The sequence below is a fragment of the Paracidovorax oryzae ATCC 19882 genome (assembly GCF_000687165.1).
Lineage (GTDB): Bacteria > Pseudomonadota > Gammaproteobacteria > Burkholderiales > Burkholderiaceae_C > Paracidovorax > Paracidovorax oryzae.
Genome location: NZ_JMKU01000005.1, coordinates 194447 through 214049, shown reverse-complemented (window position 1 = coordinate 214049; position 19603 = coordinate 194447). Strand labels below are relative to the sequence as shown.

The 19603-nt window shown below is 68.7% G+C and carries 17 protein-coding genes; 1 reads left to right on the top strand and 16 read right to left on the bottom strand.

Annotated features, from left to right (window positions below; all coding sequences use genetic code 11):
- Window positions 1-37 precede the first annotated feature (37 nt).
- Complete coding sequence (locus tag T336_RS0104520; protein ID WP_026431649.1) at window positions 38-586, top strand: YggT family protein; 549 nt, start codon at window positions 38-40, stop codon at window positions 584-586.
- A gap of 61 nt (window positions 587-647) precedes the next feature.
- On the opposite strand, the gene accD is transcribed toward T336_RS0104520, so the two are convergent.
- The 16 genes from accD to grpE all read right to left on the bottom strand — a co-directional run bounded on the left by accD (window position 648) and on the right by grpE (window position 19462).
- Window positions 648-1520 carry an acetyl-CoA carboxylase, carboxyltransferase subunit beta gene (gene accD, locus T336_RS0104515; protein ID WP_026431648.1) on the bottom strand — a complete coding sequence of 291 codons (873 nt, stop codon included), beginning with the start codon at window positions 1518-1520 and terminating at the stop codon, window positions 648-650.
- Window positions 1521-1700: 180 nt separating this feature from the next.
- Window positions 1701-2561 (bottom strand): tryptophan synthase subunit alpha, encoded by an 861-nt coding sequence (gene trpA / locus T336_RS0104510; protein WP_051647050.1) that lies wholly within the window; start codon window positions 2559-2561, stop codon window positions 1701-1703.
- A complete protein-coding gene (gene trpB, locus T336_RS0104505) occupies window positions 2558-3826 on the bottom strand; it encodes a tryptophan synthase subunit beta (protein ID WP_026431646.1) in 1269 nt (422 codons plus the stop codon). Before trpB ends, trpA begins: the two co-directional genes overlap by 4 nt.
- The gene (locus tag T336_RS0104500; protein ID WP_026431645.1) at window positions 3826-4584 is read right to left on the bottom strand and encodes a phosphoribosylanthranilate isomerase; all 759 of its coding nucleotides are present in this window, start codon (window positions 4582-4584) and stop codon (window positions 3826-3828) included. Before T336_RS0104500 ends, trpB begins: the two co-directional genes overlap by 1 nt.
- A 98-nt stretch (window positions 4585-4682) precedes the next feature.
- A complete protein-coding gene (gene truA / locus T336_RS0104495; RefSeq protein WP_026431644.1) occupies window positions 4683-5519 on the bottom strand; it encodes a tRNA pseudouridine(38-40) synthase TruA in 837 nt (278 codons plus the stop codon).
- A gap of 49 nt (window positions 5520-5568) precedes the next feature.
- The gene (locus T336_RS0104490; RefSeq protein WP_026431643.1) at window positions 5569-8394 is read right to left on the bottom strand and encodes a motility hub landmark protein FimV; all 2826 of its coding nucleotides are present in this window, start codon (window positions 8392-8394) and stop codon (window positions 5569-5571) included.
- 271 nt (window positions 8395-8665) lie between these two features.
- Window positions 8666-9796, bottom strand: coding sequence for an aspartate-semialdehyde dehydrogenase (asd, locus tag T336_RS0104485; protein ID WP_026431642.1), 1131 nt, complete (start codon window positions 9794-9796; stop codon window positions 8666-8668).
- 307 nt (window positions 9797-10103) lie between these two features.
- Window positions 10104-10868 carry an SDR family oxidoreductase gene (locus T336_RS0104480; RefSeq protein ID WP_026431641.1) on the bottom strand — a complete coding sequence of 255 codons (765 nt, stop codon included), beginning with the start codon at window positions 10866-10868 and terminating at the stop codon, window positions 10104-10106.
- 152 nt (window positions 10869-11020) lie between these two features.
- Entirely contained in the window at window positions 11021-12094 is a 1074-nt protein-coding gene (leuB, locus tag T336_RS0104475; RefSeq protein ID WP_026431640.1) for a 3-isopropylmalate dehydrogenase, read from the bottom strand.
- Window positions 12095-12137: 43 nt separating this feature from the next.
- A complete protein-coding gene (leuD, locus tag T336_RS0104470) occupies window positions 12138-12791 on the bottom strand; it encodes a 3-isopropylmalate dehydratase small subunit (protein WP_011794365.1) in 654 nt (217 codons plus the stop codon).
- A 28-nt stretch (window positions 12792-12819) separates the two neighbouring features.
- Window positions 12820-12945, bottom strand: a complete 126-nt coding sequence (locus T336_RS0104465; protein ID WP_013593697.1) for an entericidin A/B family lipoprotein — start codon at window positions 12943-12945, stop codon at window positions 12820-12822.
- Between the two features lie 28 nt (window positions 12946-12973).
- Window positions 12974-14395, bottom strand: a complete 1422-nt coding sequence (gene leuC, locus T336_RS0104460) for a 3-isopropylmalate dehydratase large subunit (RefSeq protein ID WP_026431639.1) — start codon at window positions 14393-14395, stop codon at window positions 12974-12976.
- Window positions 14396-14444: 49 nt separating this feature from the next.
- Window positions 14445-15380 (bottom strand): LysR family transcriptional regulator, encoded by a 936-nt coding sequence (locus tag T336_RS0104455; RefSeq protein WP_026431638.1) that lies wholly within the window; start codon window positions 15378-15380, stop codon window positions 14445-14447.
- Window positions 15381-15552: 172 nt separating this feature from the next.
- Window positions 15553-16689, bottom strand: coding sequence for a molecular chaperone DnaJ (gene dnaJ, locus T336_RS0104450; RefSeq protein WP_013593699.1), 1137 nt, complete (start codon window positions 16687-16689; stop codon window positions 15553-15555).
- Window positions 16690-16799: 110 nt separating this feature from the next.
- The gene (gene dnaK, locus T336_RS0104445; protein WP_026431637.1) at window positions 16800-18764 is read right to left on the bottom strand and encodes a molecular chaperone DnaK; all 1965 of its coding nucleotides are present in this window, start codon (window positions 18762-18764) and stop codon (window positions 16800-16802) included.
- A gap of 128 nt (window positions 18765-18892) precedes the next feature.
- On the bottom strand, window positions 18893-19462 hold the full coding sequence (gene grpE / locus T336_RS0104440; RefSeq protein WP_019703714.1) for a nucleotide exchange factor GrpE: 570 nt from the start codon (window positions 19460-19462) through the stop codon (window positions 18893-18895).
- Between the last annotated feature and the right edge of the window lie 141 nt (window positions 19463-19603).

Below are 19603 nucleotides of genomic sequence, written 5' to 3'. Positions count from 1 at the left end.
AACGGGCCCGCGACGGGCCCGCCTACGACGAGGTCCCATGCTCTTCCAGATTGCTTCTTTCCTGCTGGACGTGATCGGCGGCCTGCTCACCGGCGCCTGCCTGCTGCGCCTGTACATGCAGGCGCAGCGCGTTCCGTTTTCCAACCCGGTCGGCCGGCTGGTCTTCGCCCTCAGCGACTGGCTGGTGATGCCGCTGCGCCGCATCATCCCCCCCACCGGCCGCTGGGACTGGTCCAGCTTCGTGGCGGGGTTGCTGATCCAGCTGGCGCAGTACCTGCTGCTGTGGCTGCTGCTGGGCGGCCTGCTGGGTCTGGCCTGGCTGCCCTGGATGGCCCTCTTCGGGCTGGCGCGGGTGGCGGTCTCCGGGATGATGGGGTTGCTCATCGTCGGCGCGGTCCTTTCCTGGGTGCAGACGCGCTCGCCGATCGCGGATGTCATCGGGCGCCTCTGCGACCCCATCCTGCGGCCCCTGCGCCGCGTGATCCCCCTGCTGGGGGGCGTGGATCTTTCGCCCCTCGTGGCCATCGTGCTGCTGCAGGTGGTGATGATCGTGCTGGGCCACCTGCAGGGCATCGTGATGCGATAGGCGCAAAAAAGCCGCCGGCCCCTGCCGGGCCGGCGGCTTTTTTTGTCTGTCTGGCGGTGGCTCAGGCGACCGAGTCGGCCGGCAGGCGCTGCAGCATGGCCAGGCTCCTGGCCACGGTGTCGCGCAGTTCGCGGCGGTCGCAGATGAAGTCCACGGCGCCCTTGGTCTGCAGGAACTCGGCCCGCTGGAAGCCTTCCGGCAGCGTCACGCGCACGGTGGATTCGATCACGCGCGGCCCCGCGAAGCCGATGAGCGCCTTGGGCTCGGCGATCACGATGTCGCCCACGAAGGCGAAACCGGCCGAGACGCCGCCCATGGTCGGGTCGGTCAGCACGCTGATGTAGGGCAGGCCCTTCTTGGCCAGCCGCGTGAGCGCCGCATTGGTCTTGGCCATCTGCATGAGCGACAGCAGGCCCTCCTGCATGCGCGCGCCGCCGGTGGCGGTGAAGCAGATGAACGGCACCTTCTGCTCGATGGCGGTTTCCACGCCGCGCACGAAGCGCTCGCCCACCACGCTGCCCATGGAGCCGCCCATGAAATCGAACTCGAAGCAGGCCGCGACGACGTTGATGCTCTTGACCGAACCGCCCATCACGATCAGCGCATCGGTTTCGCCGGTGTTCTCCAGCGCTTCCTTCAGGCGCTCAGTGTACTTGCGGCTGTCCTTGAACTTGAGCGCGTCCACCGGCAGCACTTCCTGGCCGATCTCGTAGCGGCCTTCCGCGTCCAGGAAGGCGTCGAGGCGCGGGCGGGCATTGATGCGGTGGTGGTGGCTGCAATGCGGGCAGACGTTCTGGTTGTGCTCCAGGTCGGTCTTGTAGAGCACGGTCTCGCAGCTCGGGCACTTGATCCACAGCCCCTCGGGCACCTGGCGGCGCTCCGTCGGGTCGGACTGCTGGATCTTGGACGGCAGAAGTTTTTCGAGCCAGGACATGGTGTGTTCCTCTAAATGAATTGCAGACCGCAGCGCCGCAACCTTCAAAACCGGCGCGGCCCAGGCCAGTGGACGCCACGGAACCGGCTCGGCCGGGCCGTTGGCGTCGTCCCCCTTCCCGCGCAAAGCGCGAGAGAAGGGGGAAGCGGCAAAGCCGCTCAGGGGGATGATCCCTGGATTCTACGTGTCGAGCGCCTTGCGCACCCCCCGCAGGAAGTCCACGGCCAGGGGCACGACCCGCTCGTGGGGCTGGTCGTCCAGCAGCTGGATGATGCGGCTGCCGATCACCACGGCATCCGCGACACGGCCGATGGCCTGCGCGGTGGCCGCATCGCGGATACCGAAACCCACGCCGACAGGGATGTGCACATGGCGGCGGATCACCGGCAGCATCGCTTCCACGGCCGAGGTGTCGAGGGCGCCCGAGCCGGTCACGCCCTTGAGAGAGACGTAGTACACGTAGCCGCTCGCGACGCGCGCCACCTGCTGCATGCGCTGCTCCGTGCTGGTGGGCGCCAGCAGGAAGATCAGGTCCATGCCCTGCGCGCGCAGCCGGGCGGCGAAGTCCTCGCATTCCTCGGGGGGGTAGTCCACGATCAGCACCCCGTCCACGCCGGCCTGGGCCGCGTCGCGCACGAAGGCGTCCTCGCCGTGGCGCTGGTCGTAGCGCTCCACCGGGTTGGCGTAGCCCATGAGCACCACCGGGGTCTTCGTGTTGCGCTGGCGGAACTCGCGCACGTAGCCGAGCACCTGGGCCATGCCCACGCCCATGGCGAGGGCCTTTTCCCCGGCCTTCTGGATCACCGGGCCGTCGGCCATGGGGTCGGAGAACGGAACGCCGAGCTCGATCACGTCGGCACCGGCCTCCACCATGCCGTGCATCAGCGCAGGCGTGATGTCCGCGAACGGGAAGCCGGCGGTGACGTAGGGAATGAGGGCCTTGCGGCCGCGGGCCTGCAGGTCGGCGAACGTCGCCCCGATGCGGCCCTGGGCGGGCTCCGTCGCTGCCAGGGGCGCGGAAGTCGTCATGTCGGCGCTCATGCTGCGGGCCCTCCCTTGACGGCATGGCCCCGCATGGACGGGCGGTCGTAGAAGTCCACGCCCGAGAGATCCGCCACCGTGCCGATGTCCTTGTCCCCGCGGCCTGACAGGTTCACGAGGATGGACTGGTCGGCGCGCAGGGTCCTGGCGAGCTGCATCGCGTAGGCCACGGCATGGCTGGATTCCAGCGCCGGGATGATGCCCTCGGTGCGGCAGAGGTAGTGGAAGGCGTCGAGCGCTTCCTTGTCGGTGATGCCCACGTACTCGGCGCGGCCGATCTCCTGCAGCCAGGCATGCTCGGGCCCGACGCCGGGGTAGTCCAGGCCGGCGCTGATGCTGTGGGTCTCGGTGATCTGGCCGTTCTCGTCCTGGAGGATGAACGTTCGGTTGCCGTGCAGCACGCCCGCGCTGCCGCGCTGCAGCGATGCCGAATGCTTGCCGCTGTCCAGCCCTTCGCCGGCGGCTTCCACTCCGATGAGGCGCGTCTTCTCGTACGGGATGTAGGGATGGAAGATGCCCATCGCGTTGCTGCCGCCGCCCACGCAGGCGATCACCGCGTCGGGGTGCTCGGCGGCGATGCGCTGCTCGGCCAGCATGCCGGGCATCTGCGCGAGGCATTCGGTGCCGATCACGCTCTGGAAGTCGCGCACCATCATGGGATAGGGGTGCGGGCCCGCCACGGTGCCGATGATGTAGAAGGTGTTGTCCACGTTCGCGACCCAGTCGCGCATGGCCTCGTTGAGCGCGTCCTTGAGCGTGCGGCTGCCCGACTCCACGGGCACCACGGTGGCGCCCAGCAGCTTCATGCGATAGACGTTGGGGCTCTGGCGCTTCACGTCTTCCGCGCCCATGTACACCACGCATTCGAGGCCGTAGCGCGCGCAGATGGTGGCGGTGGCCACGCCGTGCTGGCCCGCGCCGGTCTCGGCGATCACGCGCGGCTTGCCCATGCGGCGGGCGAGCATGGCCTGGCCTATCACGTTGTTGATCTTGTGCGCGCCCGTGTGGTTGAGGTCTTCCCTCTTGAGGAAGATCTGCGCGCCGCCCATCTCGCGGCTCATGCGCGCGGCATGGTAGACGGGCGATGGCCGGCCCACGAAGTGCGCGAGTTCGCTGTGGAATTCCTTCAGGAACTCCGGGTCGTTCTGATAGCGCGCATACGCCTCGCGCAGCTCGGTGAGGGCATGCGTGAGCGTCTCGCTCGCGAAACTGCCGCCATAGCGGCCGAAGTGGCCCGAAGCGTCGGGCTGTTGGTAGGAAAGCATCAATCGTTCTTCGCAAAATGCCCATCGGCCGCGCGCACGGCGGCGATGAAGCGTTGGATCTTGCCGGCGTCCTTGATGCCCCGCAGCGGACGGCCGTCGGGGCCTTCGGCTTCCACGCCGGAACTGACGTCAACCGCGAGCGAGAGGCCGCGCGGCCGCACCTGCAAGATGCCATCGGTCACGTTTGCAGGCGTGAGTCCACCAGACAAAACGAGGTGAGAGCCGACGCTTGGTGGAAGGAGTGACCAATTGAATGCCTTGCCGCCGCCGCCATAGCCTTCGACATGGGCGTCGAGCAGGATGGCCTGGGCGTGAGAGTATTGCTCGGCGAATTGTACGAGGTCGAACGCGGGGGCGTGCGCGTCCAGGGGAATGCGGGCCGCCCGCACGAAAGGCCGCCGTCCCGCGCCAGCCGCTGCCTGGCAGGCCTCGGGGCTTTCGTCGCCGTGGAATTGCAGTGTGGCGCCCGGGATCTCCTCGCAGGCGGCCGCCACTTCCGCGGCTCCGGCATTCACGAACAGCAGCACGGGCGTGACGAAGGGGGGCAGGCGGCGCGCGAGCGCGGCGGCGCGCTGCACCGTCACCGCGCGCGGGCTTTTCGGATACAGCACGAACCCCACCGCATCGGCGCCGGCCTGGACGGCAGCGTCCAGGTCCTGCTCGCGGGTGATGCCGCAGATCTTGATGCGCGTGCGGGAGGCTGGAGCGTCGCCGCGCCGGCTTTCCGGCAGGGGCGTGTCAGGGGCGGATGAAGGCATGGACGAAGACATGGAGGTATGCGGATGGGGCTGCCGCAGGCGCGTACCGGGCCCGCCGGGCGCCGGGCAATGCAACGGCTCAGCCGCGGGGCCTGCCGTCAGGGCAGCCAATCATACGCAGCGGTATGGTCGGGCAGTCCCCAGGCCGGATCGTAGAGCGGGCCGAGAAAGTACAGGCCGTCCGGGGAGAACGTGGGCGCCGCCGCGTCCCGCGAGCGCGCCTGCAGCACGGCCTGCATCCAGTCGGCCGGATGCTGCCCCTGCCCGACCGCCACGAGGCATCCCATGATGTTGCGCACCATGTGGTGCAGGAAGGCATTGCCCTCGAACTCGAATCGCCAGTAGCAGGTGGGTACGTCGCCACGGTCGCCCGAGGCCTGGCCTGCCGGCACCCTACCCGTGCCGCGCTGCGTGATCTCGATGCGGCGCAGTGTCTTGACGGGCGACTTGGCCTGGCATGCGGAGGCGCGGAAGGAGGTGAAGTCGTGTTCGCCGAGCAGGTGCCGCGCAGCGGCACGCATGGCGTCCCCATCCAGGGCGTGGAACACCCAGCCCACCCGTCCCGATTCAACGCTCGGACGCACGGGCGACTGCAGCAGCACGTAGGCGTACCGGCGGGCCGTGGCGCTGGCGCGCGAATGGAAGGCCTCCGGCACGGGGCGCGCCCACTGCACGGCGATGTCCGGCGGCAGGAACGTGTTGGTGCCGCGCACCCAGGAGAACGGCGTCCGGTCCAGCGGCGTATCGAAGTGCACCACCTGCATGAGGCCGTGCACCCCGGCATCCGTGCGCCCGGCGCAGATCGTGGACACCTCGTGCGTGGCGAATCGCGCGAGGGCCGCCTCGAGGCGGTCCTGCACTGTCGCGCCACCGGGCTGGCTCTGCCAGCCGCGGTAGGCGGAACCGTTGTAGCTGACGCCCAGCGCCACCCTCATGGCCGCCCGCCCGTGCGCCGGGCCCGCCCGGTCGCGGACTGCCCGGCCATCAACCCAGTTCGGCCAGCAGGCGCTGTGCCCGGGCCTTGAGCGGGCCCGAGGATTCCGCGATGACTTCCTCGACCAGCGTGCGAGCGCCTTCGGCGTCCCCGATGGCGTTGAACTCTTCGGCCAGCGCCAGCTTGGTGGCCAGCGGGTCGTCCGGCAGCCCTGCGGCGTCGCCGGCCGCTTCGCCGGGCTCCATGGCGGCAGTGGCGGGCTCTGCACCCGCCGCGGGCGGCTCCACGCGGCCGGCGGAGGGTGCGTCCAGGTCCAGCGACAGATCGCCCAGGTCGAATTCGAGCGGGACAGGAGCTGAGGCGGGAGCGGCCTCCGGCTCCAGCGAGGCAGGGGCCGAGTCCGCCAACGACAGGTCATCGGGGAAGTCCAGTTCCGGCGCCGGCGTCGGAGCGGACTGCGGGGCGGCATTGCCGGCCATCGGCAGCGGCGTGGTGGGCAGCGGGTCGAACTCCAGCACCGGCTCCGCGGCCTCCGCCGGGGCAGGGGCCGCGCTGGCTGGAGAGGCCGTCGCTGCCGTGGCCGCCGCTGCGGCGAAGGCTCCGGGTGCCGCGGGAGGCAGGACGGGCGCCTCGGTCAGCGCGTCGTCCGGCAGGTCGAGATCCAGGTCCAGGTCGAGATCGGGTGGCATCGCTGCCGCGGTGGCTGCGGCAGCGCCGGCTGCCGCTCCGACCGCGGCGGCACCAGCGGCCGTGCGACCGTCGGTCAGGGTGCTGGCGAATCCTTCGGCAGGCAGGTGGTTCGCCGCATCGTCGTCCAGCATCGGGGGACGGCCTCCCGGCTGGTACAGGGGATTCTCCGGATCGATGCTGCGGCCGAGGTCCGCGACGCGGTTCCAGTCCATGCCGTGTCCGTCGGTCAGGCGGAATACGTCCTGGGCCACGGCGTCGAGCGCCTTGCGGTCCTGCCGCTTGGCGTAGATCTCTGCCAGTTTCACATGCACCGCGGTACGGTCGGGGCTGTGGCGCAGGGCCTCCTTGAGGATTTCTTCCGCCTGCAGGTCACGGCCGTAGGCCAGGTAGACATCGGCTTCGGCCACGGGGTCCACGTCGCCGCCCGCGTCGAGCTGGCTGGGCGAGTACGCCATCGACGATGCGCCCGTGGTGAGTTGGCTGCTGGCGGTATCCACACGCTGCCCGCCGCTCGCACCGAAGAAGGAGTCTGGCTGCAGCTTGCTTTCGAGGAAGGAGCTGTCCACCGCGTTGCGGTTGCGCCGGTTCTGCACCGTCCGGTACACGCCGTAGCCCAGCAGCAGTGCCAGCAGGCCGCCGCCGGCCAGCGGCAGCATCGGGTTCTCCAGCAGGGAATCCAGGAATCCGGGCTCTTCCGGCGGCGCGGCCGGGGGAGGCGTTTGCGGGCGTGCAGCCGGAGCCGGAGCCGGAGCCGGGGCGGGCGCTGCAGCGGCCGAGGCTCCAGACGCAGTGGCGCTGGCTGCTGCTGGCGCAGGTGCCGCCGTTTCCTGCGTCGGAGCCGGCGCTGGAGCGGAAGCCGTTGCCGAGGCCGCTGCGGCAGCCGGTGCCGCGGAGGGAGCGCTGGCCGCCGGCGCTGGCGCGGATGCAGCAGGCGCCGGCGCCGAGGCCGGAGGAGCACCGACCGGCACGGCGATGCGGCCGGGTTGTGCGGCTGAGGCGGCAGCGGCCGGCGCGGGAGCGCCCGCCGGTGCGGACGCGGCCCCCAGCTTGTTCAGTTCGGAGATGTTCTTCGACAGCTCGGCCATGCGGGCGGAATCCGCCCCGGCCTGCTTGTCGCGCGCCAACTGCTCCTCGGCGGCGCGCTGGCCGCGCATGGCACCCTTGGAGAGCGTGAGCTTGTCGGGTGCGGCGGTCGCGGCCTTGCGGTCTTCGACCTGCGTCTGCACGCGGCCGCTGGCAGAGCGTTCGGCCGCAGCCACTTCGGCGGAAGGGGCTGCACCGGCGAGACGGCGGCGGAATTCGTTGAAGTCGCGGCTTTGCGCCGCAATGATCTGCCGCGCTTCCGCGGGCGGCGTGGCACGGGCCTGCGCCTCGCTCGGGATATCCAGCACCGCGCCCGACTTCATGCGGTTCACGTTGCCGCGGATGAAGGCGTCCGGGTTCGCGCGCATCATGGCCACCAGCATCTGGTCCAGCGAGACCCCTGCAGGGCGGTAGGCGCCGGCCAGGCGGCCGGCCGTGTCGCCGGGGCGCACCACCACGCTCTCGGGGGCTCCCGAGGGCGTCGCGGGCGCTGGCGCCGAAGCGGTGGCCGGGCGTTGGGGGCGGGCCGCCGGCGGGGCGGCCGGCGCGGGCGCTGCCGCAGGAGACGGCGCCAGCGCCTCGGCGCGTGGTTGCGGCGCGGGCGCTGCCGGGCGGGACGGAGCCGTGGCCTGCGGCACGGGCGAGGGGGCCGCGCCTGCCTGCGCGGTGGCGGTGGGGGCCGGCGCCTCTCGGCGGCTGGCGGGAGGATCGAGAAGCAGGGTGTAGCTGCGCACGAGCTGGCCCGCGTTCCAGCTGGTGTCCAGAACCAGGTCCACGAAGGGGTCGTTGACGGGGCGGCTGGTGGTCAGGCGCAGGACCATGGAGCCGTCGGCCTTGCGCTGCAGCCGCACCTGCAGGTCGTTGAGGGTGGGGGAGAACTCCAGGCCCTGCGCACGATAGGTCTGCGCGGAGGCCGGGGCGGCACGCAGGGATTCCGCTTCGGCGGCCGTGATCTGCGGCAGGTCGATTTCGGCCCGCAGCGGTTCGCCCAGGGCCGACTGGACCGACAGGCGCCCCAGGGAAAGGGCACTGGCATCGGAGGTGTAGAAGCCGGTCGAGACGAGGGCCGCCGCGGCCAGAGCAGATAGTTTCCAACGATGCATGTGTGCCATCAGCCGATCAAGTTTGAGCCTTCGCGAAAAGCGCGGAAGCGGGACGAACCCGGTTCCGCGCTCACGCGTGAAAATATGTAAAAAGCACCATAGCATCAATGTTTTGCAGTGACAAGCGAGGCACCGGGGCCCGCGCGATCACCTCCACGGGAGGGTCGCGAGGGGCGGTTTTTGCATGTTGTCGTAGGACAACGACTCGTAACAAAGCGTGCGTGAATCCCGTATCCCGGTTACATCCAGTCCGGGCAGGAAGACGTCGCGATCAGGCGTCCAGCAGGATGCGCAGCATGCGGCGCAGCGGCTCGGCGGCACCCCACAGCAATTGGTCGCCGATGGTGAAGGCGCCGATATAGTCCGGGCCCATGGCGAGCTGGCGGACGCGGCCGACCGGGATGGTCATCGTGCCGGTCACGGCGACGGGCGTCAGGTCGCGAAGGGTGGCTTCGCGCGTGTTCGGCACCACCTTCACCCACTCGTTGTCGGCGGCGATCATGGCCTCGATGTCGGCCACGGGCACGTGCTTCTTCAGCTTGAAGGTCAGTGCCTGGCTGTGGCAGCGCATGGCACCCACGCGCACGCAGAAGCCGTCCACCGGCACGGCCTGGGTGCCGAAGCCTTCGCCCTGGCCGAGGATCTTGTTGGTCTCGGCCATGCCCTTCCACTCTTCCTTCGACATGCCGTTGCCCAGGTCCTTGTCGATCCAGGGGATCAGGCTGCCGCCCAGCGGCACGCCGAAGTTGGCCGTCTCCGCCTCGGAGAGGCTGCGCTGCCTGGCGATGACCTTGCGGTCGATCTCCAGGATGGCGCTCTTCGGGTCGTCCAGCAGCGGGCGCACTTCGGCATTCAGCGTGCCGTACTGCGTGAGCAGTTCGCGCATGTGCTGCGCGCCGCCGCCGCTGGCTGCCTGGTAGGTCTGGGTGCTCATCCACTCGACGAGGCCGGCCTTGTACAGCGCGCCCACGCCCATGAGCATGCAGCTGACCGTGCAGTTGCCGCCGATCCAGTTCCTGCCGCCCTGGGCGAGCGAATCCTTGATGACGGGCATGTTGACCGGATCGAGCACGATCACGGCGTCATCCTTCATGCGCAGCGTGGAGGCTGCGTCGATCCAGTGGCCCTTCCAGCCGGCATCGCGCAGCTTGGTGAAGACTTCCGTGGTGTAGTCGCCGCCCTGGGCGGTGAGGATGATGTCGCAGCGCTTGAGGGCGTTGATGTCGAACGCATCCTGCAGCGTGGTTTCGTTCTTGGCCTGTGCCGGAGCCTTGCCGCCTGCGTTCGAGGTGGAGAAGAAAAGCGGCTCGATGAGGCCGAAATCGCCCTCGGCCTCCATGCGTTCCATCAGGACCGAGCCGACCATGCCGCGCCAGCCGACCAACCCTACCAACTTGCTCATTTCAACGCCCTTTCAGTTTAAGAAACAGTGCCCGACCGGGACTGCTCGCCTGGCTCGTCAGGGCCAGGAAGGGCGCACGACGAACTAGGCTGGATCAGCCCTTAATGGTGGTCGTGGTTTTGGTGGTGAATGCGCGCGTGGCCACGCCTGCCAGGGCGGCAGAGGCGGTGTTCAGGGCGAACGGGCAAGCGGCAAACATGAAAGACGATTTTAGCGGATGCCCGGGGGCACGGGGTACGCGGAGATACGCATGCAGGCGGCGAGAGCCTGGTGCGCGTCGCGGCCGCGCCACAGGTGGCCGCGCTGCTCAGCCGCGCAGGACCGAGATGCCCCCGTCCACCAGCATCGCGGTGCCTGTGACGAAGGACGATGCGTCCGAGGCCAGGTAGAGCGCCGCCTGCGCGATTTCCCCGGGGTGCGCCAGCCGCCGCAGGGCGTGCAGCCGGGCCACCTGGGCCAGGGCCTCGGGGCTGCCGTTCATCTCCCTTGCCATGGGGGTGTCGGTGCCGCCGGGCAGCAGCGCATTGACGCGTATTCCCTCGGCGCCATATTCGGCCGCCAGGGCCTGTGCCAGCCCGATCAGGCCGGACTTGCTGGCCGCGTACGCCGCCACGCCCGCGAACCCGGCGGTGTAGCCGACGAAAGTCGAGGTGAAGATGATGGAGCCGCCGCCGCGCTCCCGCATGGCGGGGATCTGCTGCCGCGCGCCGAGGAATGCGCTGCCGAGATTGGTGTCCAGCGTGCGGCGCCAGTCGTCCGGAGGGATGTCGGTCGTGGGGCCGAGGGGTCCGAGCGTGCCGGCGTTGTTGAAGGCGATGTCCAGCCCGCCGAACCGCCCGACTGCCTCCTGCACCAGGGCTTCGGCGTAGGCGGCATCGCAGACGTCGCCGGCCAGTGCGGTGGCCCGCCCGCCGGCATCCTGGATCTCCGCCACGAGCCGGTCCAGTTCCGCCTGCCGCCTCGCTCCGGCCACGACGCGCGCGCCCTGCCGCGCGAAGAGCAGGGCGGCAGCCCGGCCGATGCCCGAGCTGGCGCCCGTGACGATGGCGATGCGATGGTCGAGGGAAGGCATGCTGCGGACTCCGGTGCGTTGGTGGAACATGCACGGAAGTCTGCGCAGGGCCGCGCCGGCTGTCTGGCCGCATCCGGACCCATGATGCGCCGGGCGAAAGCCGAAAAAAACGGCCCCTGGGGGCCGCTGCTTCAAAGCGGAACAGGCGGGTGTCAGCGCGCCAGCGCCTTCACCACGGCATCGCCCATCTGGACGGTGCCGACCTTGGTCGTGCCTTCGCTCCAGATGTCGGGCGTGCGCAGGCCCTGGGCGAGCACCTTCTGCACCGCGGCCTCGATGCGCTGGGCGGCGGCTTCCTGGTTCAGGCTGAAGCGCAGCATCATCGCGGCGGACAGGATGGTGGCCAGGGGGTTGGCCACGCCCTTGCCGGCGATGTCGGGCGCGCTGCCGTGGCTGGGCTCGTAGAGGCCCTGGTTCTTCGCGTTCAGGCTGGCCGAGGGCAGCATGCCGATGGAGCCTGTGAGCATGGAGGCTTCGTCCGAGAGGATGTCGCCGAACATGTTGCCGGTGACCACCACGTCGAACGCCTTGGGCGCCTTCACGAGCTGCATGGCGGCGTTGTCCACGTACATGTGCTGCAGCTCCACGTCCGGGTACTGCTGGCCCACTTCGGTGACCACGTCCTTCCAGAACTGGAAGGTCTCCAGCACGTTGGCCTTGTCCACGCTCGTGACTTTCTTGCTGCGCTTGCGCGCGGCCTGGAAGGCCACGTGGGCGATGCGCTCGATCTCCGGCTTCGAGTAGCGCATGGTGTCGAACGCTTCCTCGGCGCCCGGGAAGTGGCCGTCGGCAGCAGTGCGCCGGCCGCGCGGCTGGCCGAAGTAGATGTCGCCCGTCAGCTCGCGGATGATGAGGATGTCCAGGCCCGCGACGAGTTCGGGCTTGAGGCTGGAGGCATGCGTGAGCTGCTCGTAGCAGATGGCCGGGCGGAAGTTGGCGAACAGGCCCAGGTTCTTGCGCAGGCCCAGGATGGCCTGCTCGGGGCGCAGGGGGCGGTCGAGCTTGTCGTACTTCCAGTCGCCCACGGCGCCGAACAGCACCGCTTCGGCTTGCTGGGCGAGTTTCAGCGTGGCTTCGGGCAGGGGATGGCCGTGGGCTTCATAGGCCGCGCCGCCGACCAGGGCGGACTCCATTTCGAAGGGAAGGTCGAGCGTTTCGAGCACCTTCACGGCCTCGGCCACGATTTCGGGGCCGATGCCGTCGCCGGGCAGGACTGCGATTTTCATTGGGTTTTCTCTCGGGTGCGGTTGCGAAGAAGGTCTCGGGGAATCAGGCCGGCATGGTGTGCGCGAGCCAGGGCTTGGTGGCCAGCCGCTCCGCCTCGAAGGCGCGGATCTTGTCGGCCTGGCGCAGCGTGAGGCCGATGTCGTCGAAGCCGTTGAGCAGGCAGTACTTGCGGAAGGCGTTCACCTCGAACGGGATCTCGGCGCCCTGGGCGCGCACGATGACCTGGCGCTCCAGATCGACGGTCAGTTCGTAGCCGGGGAAGGCATGCACCTCGTCGAACAGCTGGGAGACCGTGGCCTCGGGCAGAACGATGGGCAGCAGGCCGTTCTTGAAGCTGTTGTTGAAGAAGATGTCGGCGAAGCTCGGCGCGATGATGGCGCGGAAGCCATACTGGTCCAGCGCCCAGGGCGCGTGCTCGCGGCTCGACCCGCAGCCGAAGTTCTTGCGCGCCAGCAGGATGGAGGCGCCCGCGTAGCGCGGCTGGTTCAGCACGAAGTCGGGATTGGGCTTGCGGGCCGATTCCGGCACGCCGGGCTGGCCGGGCTGGTCCAGGTAGCGCCATTCGTCGAACAGGTTGGGGCCGAAGCCCGTCTTCTTGATCGACTTGAGGAACTGCTTGGGGATGATGGCGTCGGTATCGACGTTCTCGCGGTCCATGGGGGCCACGAGGCCTTTGTGGAGGGTGAATTTCTGCATGGCAGTGTCCGTTGCGGTTCGGTTCGGATTACTTGGCGGCGCGTTCGATGGCGCTGCCGGCGCGCTGCACGTCCTGGCCCATGCCCTTGACGGTGTTGCAGCCGGCCAGCAGCAGGCCCAGGGCCAGCGCGAACAGGGCGGTGAAGGTTTTCATGGCGGATTCCTGGAAGGGCTGGCGGCGGTCAGGCGAACTTGCGGATGTCCACGAAGTGCCCGTGCACGGCCGCGGCGGCCGCCATGGCGGGGCTGACCAGGTGGGTGCGCCCGCCCGCGCCCTGGCGGCCTTCGAAGTTGCGGTTGCTGGTGGACGCGCAGCGCTCGCCGGGCTCCAGGCGGTCGGCGTTCATGGCCAGGCACATGGAGCAGCCGGGTTCGCGCCACTCGAAGCCCGCGGCCTTGAAGACCTGGTCCAGGCCCTCGCGCTCGGCCTGTTCCTTCACCAGGCCCGAGCCGGGCACCACCATCGCCACCTTGATGTTCTTGGCGACCTTCTGGCCCAGCTTCTTCACCACGGCAGCAGCTTCGCGCATGTCCTCGATGCGGCTGTTGGTGCAGCTGCCGATGAACACCTTGTCCACGAAGATGTCGTTCAGCGGCTTGCCGGGCTCCAGTGCCATGTAGGTGAGCGCGCGCTCGATGGCGCTGCGCTTGTTCGGGTCCTTTTCCTTGTCCGGGTCGGGCACGCTGGCGTCCACGCCCAGCACCATCTCGGGCGAGGTGCCCCAGGTGACCTGCGGAACGATGTCGGCGCCGTTCAGTGTGACGACGGTGTCGAAGTGCGCATCGGCATCCGAATGCAGCGTCTTCCAGTAGGCGACGGCCTGGTCCCATTCCACGCCGGTGGGGGAGAGCGGCCGGTTCTTCACGTACTCGATGGTCTTGTCGTCCACCGCCACCAGGCCCGCGCGGGCGCCGGCCTCGATGGCCATGTTGCAGACCGTCATGCGGCCTTCCATGCTGAGCGCGCGGATGGCAGGGCCCGCGAACTCGATGGTGTAGCCCGTGCCGCCGGCCGTGCCGATCCTGCCGATGATGGCCAGCACGATGTCCTTGGCCGTCACGCCGGGGGCGACCTGGCCCTCCACGCGGATCAGCATGTTCTTCGCCTTCTTGGCCAGCAGGGTCTGCGTGGCCATCACGTGCTCGACCTCGCTGGTGCCGATGCCGTGCGCCAGGGCGCCGAACGCACCGTGCGTGCTGGTGTGGCTGTCGCCGCAGACCACGGTCATGCCGGGCAGGGTGGCACCGTTCTCGGGGCCGATCACGTGGACGATGCCCTGGCGCTTGCTCATGAACGGGAAGAAGGCGGCGGCGCCCACTTCGGCGATGTTCTTGTCCAGCGTGGTGATCTGTTCCTTGCTGATCGGGTCCTCGATGCCGTCGTAGCCACGCTCCCAGCCGGTGGTGGGCGTGTTGTGGTCGGCCGTGGCCACGATGGAACTGACGCGCCAGACCTTGCGTCCGGCCTGGCGGATGCCCTCGAACGCCTGCGGGCTGGTCACTTCATGCACCAGGTGGCGGTCGATATAGAGGATGGCCGTGCCGTCCTCTTCGGTATGGACGACGTGCTCGTCCCAGATCTTGTCGTACAGGGTGCGTCCCATGGTGTGTTCTCTCGTGGGCTGGTTCAGGGTGGGGATGGATGGGTGGATTCTAGGAACAGGCCTTGCGTTCCGGCGGAGCCAGGTGGTCGGCCAGCAGCCGCGCCGTCACCGGCAGGCTGCCGAAGTCCCGCGCGACGAGCCGGAGCGAGCGTTCGGCCCAGGGCTCGTCCAGGGCGACCGGCTGCAGCCGCCCCACGCCGCGCATCAGCGCGAAGGCCCGGTCGGGGAGCAGCCCGATGCCGAGGCCGTTGTCGATCATGCGGCACATGGCGTCCAGGCCCGTGACCTGGATGCGCTGGCGCAGGGGGCGCCCGGCGCGCGCCGCTCCGCGCCGCATGGCGAGGCTGATGCTGCTGTTGGCCTGCAGGCCGACGATGTCCCAGTCGAGCACTTCCTCGAACCGGACCGCGGGCCGTCCCGCCAGCGGATGCCCCTCGGGCACCACGAGCACCAGCCTGTCGCTGCGGTAGGGGCGGCTCTGCAGCTCCTGCGGTTCGGCGCCGTCGCCGGTATGGCACAGGCCCAGGTCGGCCGCGCCTTCGCGCACGGCGTGCAGGACGTCGGGACTCAGGTGCTCCTGCAGGTCGATCTTGACCTGGGCATGCTCCCTGGCGAAGGCCCCGAGGTCCTCGGGCAGGAACTGCACGATGGCGGAAATGTTCGCGTGCACCCGCACATGGCCGCGCACGCCGTCGGCGTATTCGCTCAGTTCGCCCTGCATGCGCTCCAGCCCGAAAAGCACGGTGCGCGCATGGTGCAGCAGGCTTTCGCCGGCCGGCGTCAGGGTCACGCCCCGGCTGTGCCGGTACAGCAGCGCGGAGCCCACGGCCGCTTCGAGGTCCGACAGGCGCTTGCTGACCGCGGACGCCGCGATGAATTCGCGCTCCGCGGCCCGTCCGATGCTGCCCAGCTCGCAGACGGCCACGAACAGCTGCAGCGACGTCAGGTCGATGCGGCGCGCGAAATGGCGGTCGGGGCTTTTCATGGGGCAGGGAGTCCGGCTTCTTCAAAAGAGAAGCCTTGATGGCATTGTCCTCTGGATGGTGGGATCCAGCCATCGCGGAATGCGACGTCGCACATCGCGATGGCGGACGCCGGGACGTAAAAAAGCCGCCCGGCGCAGTGCGCGGGGCGGCGTGCGGTGGATGCGCCGGAGATCAGGTGAAGAGGTTCTTCAGCCGGTCCGTCCAGCTCTCTCCGCTGGGGGAGTGCTTCGCGCCCCCCTTCTTGAGGGATTCGTCCAGCTCGCGCAGCAGTTTGCGCTGGTGCTCCGTCAGCTTGACCGGCGTCTCGACCACGATGTGGCAGTACAGGTCTCCGGGATAGCTGGAGCGCACGCCCTTGATCCCCTTGCCGCGCAGCCGGAACTGCTTGCCGGCCTGGGTGCCTTCCGGGATGTCGATGGCCGCCTTGCCCTGCAGCGTGGGCACTTCGATCTCGCCGCCGAGGGCCGCGGTGATGAAGCTCACCGGCACCTGGCAGTGCAGGTCGTCGCCGTCGCGCTCGAAGATCTCGTGCTTCTTCAGGCGGATCTCGATGTAGAGGTCGCCCGGAGGCCCGCCATTGGTGCCCGGCTCGCCATTGCCGACGCTGCGGATGCGCATGCCGTCGTCGATGCCGGCGGGGATCTTCACTTCCAGCGTCTTCTGCTTCTTGACCTTGCCCTGGCCGTGGCAGGTTACGCACGGCTCGGGAATGATCTTGCCCGTGCCGCGGCAGTGGGGGCAGGTCTGCTGGACGCTGAAGAAGCCCTGGCGCATCTGCACCGTGCCCGTGCCCGAGCAGGTCGTGCAGGTCTTGGCGCTGGTGCCGGGCTTGGCGCCGCTGCCGTGGCAGGTCTCGCAGTTCTCCCAGGTGGGGATGCGGATCTGCGCTTCCTTGCCCTTGGCGGCTTCCTCCAGCGTGATGTCCATCGCATAGCTGAGGTCGTTGCCGCGATAGACCTGCCGCCCGCCGCCGGCACCCCGGCGGCCGCCGAACATGTCGCCGAAGATGTCGCCGAACGCTTCCGCGAAACCGCCGAAGCCTTCCGCTCCGGCACCACCGGGGCCGCGCATGTTGGGATCCACGCCGGCGTGCCCGAACTGGTCGTAGGCCGCGCGCTTCTGCGGATCGGAGAGCATCTCGTAGGCCTCCTTGGCCTCCTTGAACTTCTCCTCGGCCGGCTTGGCGGCATCACCCTGGTTGCGGTCGGGGTGGTGCTTCATCGCCAGCTTGCGATAGGCCTTCTTGATCTCTTCGTCCGAGGCGTTCTTGGGAACGCCCAGGACTTCGTAAAAGTCTCGTTTGGACATGGTGTTTCCGGGTCCTTTGGGAACACGAACGCCGCGCAGGCCCTCGGGGGAAAGGGCACGGCGCGGCGGCTAGGGAAGGCACGCGCGCCCAGTGGGTGCGCGCGGCGTCGTCAGCCCTTCTTGACTTCCTTCACTTCGGCGTCCACCACGTTGTCGTCGTGCGGTGCGGAGGACGCGCCACCCGCGGAGGATGCGGCCTGGCCGGCGGCCGGTCCGGCTTCCGCGCCGGCACCCGCCGCGGCGGCGGCTGCCTGTGCATCGGCGTACATCTTCTCGCCGAGCTTCTGGCTCGCTGCCATCAGGGCGTTGGTCTTTTCCTCGATCGCGGCCTTGTCCTCGCCCTTGAGCGCGGTCTCGAGGTCCTTCACCGCGGCCTCGATCTTCTCCTTCTCGCCGGCATCGAGCTTGTCGCCATGCTCGGACAGGCTCTTGGTCACGCTGTGGACCGCGGCCTCGCCCTGGTTGCGGGCCTGCACCAGCTCCAGCTTCTTCTTGTCGTCGGCGGCGTTGAGCTCGGCATCCTTCACCATCTTCTGGATCTCGTCCTCGGACAGGCCCGAGTTCGCCTTGATGGTGATCTTGTTCTCCTTGCCCGTGCCCTTGTCCTTGGCGCTCACGTGCAGGATGCCGTTGGCGTCGATGTCGAAGGTCACCTCGATCTGCGGCACGCCGCGGCCGGCCGGCGGAATGCCTTCCAGGTTGAATTCGCCCAGCAGCTTGTTGGCGCTGGCGATCTCGCGCTCGCCCTGGAACACCTTGATCGTCACGGCCGGCTGGTTGTCGTCGGCCGTGGAGAAGGTCTGCGCGAACTTCGTCGGGATCGTGGTGTTCTTCGTGATCATCTTGGTCATCACGCCGCCCAGGGTCTCGATGCCCAGCGACAGCGGGGTGACGTCCAGCAGCAGCACGTCCTTGCGGTCGCCCGAGAGCACCTGGCCCTGGATGGCGGCGCCGACGGCCACGGCCTCGTCGGGGTTCACGTCCTTGCGCGGCTCCTTGCCGAAGAATTCCTTGACCTTCTCCTGCACCTTGGGCATGCGGCTCATGCCGCCGACCAGGATCACGTCATGGATGTCCGACACGCTGATGCCGGCGTCCTTGATGGCCGTGCGGCAGGGGGCGATGGTGCGCTCGATCAGCTCTTCCACCAGGCTTTCCAGCTTGGCGCGGGTCAGCTTGATGTTCAGGTGCTTCGGGCCCGATGCGTCGGCCGTGATGTAGGGCAGGTTGATGTCGGTCGCGGCGGAGGAGGACAGCTCGATCTTGGCCTTCTCGGCGGCTTCCTTCAGGCGCTGCAGGGCCAGCACGTCCTTGGACAGGTCCACGCCTTGCTCTTTCTTGAACTCGGCAATGATGTAGTCGATGATGCGCTGGTCGAAGTCCTCGCCGCCCAGGAAGGTGTCGCCGTTGGTGGACAGCACTTCGAACTGCTTCTCGCCATCGACATCGGCGATCTCGATGATGGACACGTCGAACGTGCCGCCGCCCAGGTCATAGACGGCGATCTTGCGGTCGCCCTTTTCCTGCTTGTCCAGGCCAAAGGCCAGGGCTGCGGCCGTGGGTTCGTTGATGATGCGCTTGACGTCCAGGCCCGCGATGCGTCCGGCGTCCTTGGTGGCCTGGCGCTGGGCGTCGTTGAAGTACGCCGGCACCGTGATCACGGCCTCGGTGACGGGCTCGCCCAGGTAGTCCTCGGCGGTCTTCTTCATCTTGCGCAGCACTTCGGCGCTGATCTGCGGCGGGGCCAGCTTGTTGCCGCGCACTTCCACCCAGGCGTCGCCGTTGTCGGCCTTGGCGATCGTGTAGGGCATGAGGTCGATGTCCTTCTGGACCTCTTTTTCCTCGAACTTGCGGCCGATCAGGCGCTTGGCGGCGTAGATGGTGTTCTTGGGGTTCGTCACGGCCTGGCGCTTGGCCGAGGCGCCGACGAGGATCTCGCCGTCTTCCTGGTAGGCGATGATGGACGGGGTGGTGCGGGCACCTTCGCTGTTCTCGATCACGCGGGTCGTATTGCCCTCCATGATGGCGACGCAGCTATTCGTGGTGCCCAGGTCGATACCGATGATTTTTCCCATGTTTTTCTCCGCGATTCTTGAAGGATTTGGATAGCCAGTAACTTGTGGATAACTTGTCCGGCTTCAAGCCGTCGGCCCGTGGAATTTCTTTCCGCGGCGTGCCGGGCGGCGAGGGCCGGAGGGGGGCGTCACTTCGGTGCCGCCACCGTGACGAGGGCCGGGCGCAGCACCCGGTCGGCGATGACGTAGCCTTTCTGCAGCACGGACACGATGGTGTTGGGTTCCTGCTCGGCGGGCACCATGCTGATGGCCTGGTGCTGGTGGGGGTCGAACTTTTCGCCCGCGCCCGGCTGGATCGCCAGCACCTTGTTGCGCTCGAGGGCGGACGTGAGCTGGCGCAGCGTGGCGTCGGTGCCCTCGCGCAGCTGCTCGATCGTGGCGTCCTTGATGGCGAGCGCCGCCGTCAGGCTGTCGGCCACGGGCAGCAGGCTCTCGGCGAAACTCTCGATGCCGAACTTGCGGGCCTTGGAGACTTCCTCGTCCGCGCGGCGGCGGGCGTTCTCGGCTTCGGCCTTGGCGCGCAGGAACTGGTCGGCGAGGTCGGCGCTCTTGGCCTTGAGTTCGGCCAGTTCATTCTGCAGGCGGCCCAGCTCGTCCGCCGCATGTGCGGCCATGGCCGCTTCCACGGCTTCGGGGCTGTCGGACGGAGATGCCGGCGCCGTGGCGTTCTGGGGGGCTGGATGCTGTTGATCGGACATGTCGGTTGTTCTGGTGTAAGTGAATGAACGATGGACGCACGGCACCTGGGTGCAAAGGGAGGGATTTCAAGCGGAAGTCCCGCCAAATTCCGGCATCTGCTGCCCGGACGGGGCGCGAAGTGCTTATGCCGGCGCCAGGAG

Bases quoted from the DNA above. Each gene is read 5' to 3' on its own strand.
- T336_RS0104520 (WP_026431649.1), top strand. From the start codon at position 38: ATGCTCTTCCAGATTGCTTCTTTCCTGCTGGACGTGATCGGCGGCCTG.
- accD (WP_026431648.1), bottom strand. From the start codon at position 1,520: ATGTCCTGGCTCGAAAAACTTCTGCCGTCCAAGATCCAGCAGTCCGAC.
- trpA (WP_051647050.1), bottom strand. From the start codon at position 2,561: ATGAGCGCCGACATGACGACTTCCGCGCCCCTGGCAGCGACGGAGCCC.
- trpB (WP_026431646.1), bottom strand. From the start codon at position 3,826: ATGCTTTCCTACCAACAGCCCGACGCTTCGGGCCACTTCGGCCGCTAT.
- T336_RS0104500 (WP_026431645.1), bottom strand. From the start codon at position 4,584: ATGCCTTCATCCGCCCCTGACACGCCCCTGCCGGAAAGCCGGCGCGGC.
- truA (WP_026431644.1), bottom strand. From the start codon at position 5,519: ATGAGGGTGGCGCTGGGCGTCAGCTACAACGGTTCCGCCTACCGCGGC.
- T336_RS0104490 (WP_026431643.1), bottom strand. From the start codon at position 8,394: ATGCATCGTTGGAAACTATCTGCTCTGGCCGCGGCGGCCCTCGTCTCG.
- asd (WP_026431642.1), bottom strand. From the start codon at position 9,796: ATGAGCAAGTTGGTAGGGTTGGTCGGCTGGCGCGGCATGGTCGGCTCG.
- T336_RS0104480 (WP_026431641.1), bottom strand. From the start codon at position 10,868: ATGCCTTCCCTCGACCATCGCATCGCCATCGTCACGGGCGCCAGCTCG.
- leuB (WP_026431640.1), bottom strand. From the start codon at position 12,094: ATGAAAATCGCAGTCCTGCCCGGCGACGGCATCGGCCCCGAAATCGTG.
- leuD (WP_011794365.1), bottom strand. From the start codon at position 12,791: ATGCAGAAATTCACCCTCCACAAAGGCCTCGTGGCCCCCATGGACCGC.
- T336_RS0104465 (WP_013593697.1), bottom strand. From the start codon at position 12,945: ATGAAAACCTTCACCGCCCTGTTCGCGCTGGCCCTGGGCCTGCTGCTG.
- leuC (WP_026431639.1), bottom strand. From the start codon at position 14,395: ATGGGACGCACCCTGTACGACAAGATCTGGGACGAGCACGTCGTCCAT.
- T336_RS0104455 (WP_026431638.1), bottom strand. From the start codon at position 15,380: ATGAAAAGCCCCGACCGCCATTTCGCGCGCCGCATCGACCTGACGTCG.
- dnaJ (WP_013593699.1), bottom strand. From the start codon at position 16,689: ATGTCCAAACGAGACTTTTACGAAGTCCTGGGCGTTCCCAAGAACGCC.
- dnaK (WP_026431637.1), bottom strand. From the start codon at position 18,764: ATGGGAAAAATCATCGGTATCGACCTGGGCACCACGAATAGCTGCGTC.
- grpE (WP_019703714.1), bottom strand. From the start codon at position 19,462: ATGTCCGATCAACAGCATCCAGCCCCCCAGAACGCCACGGCGCCGGCA.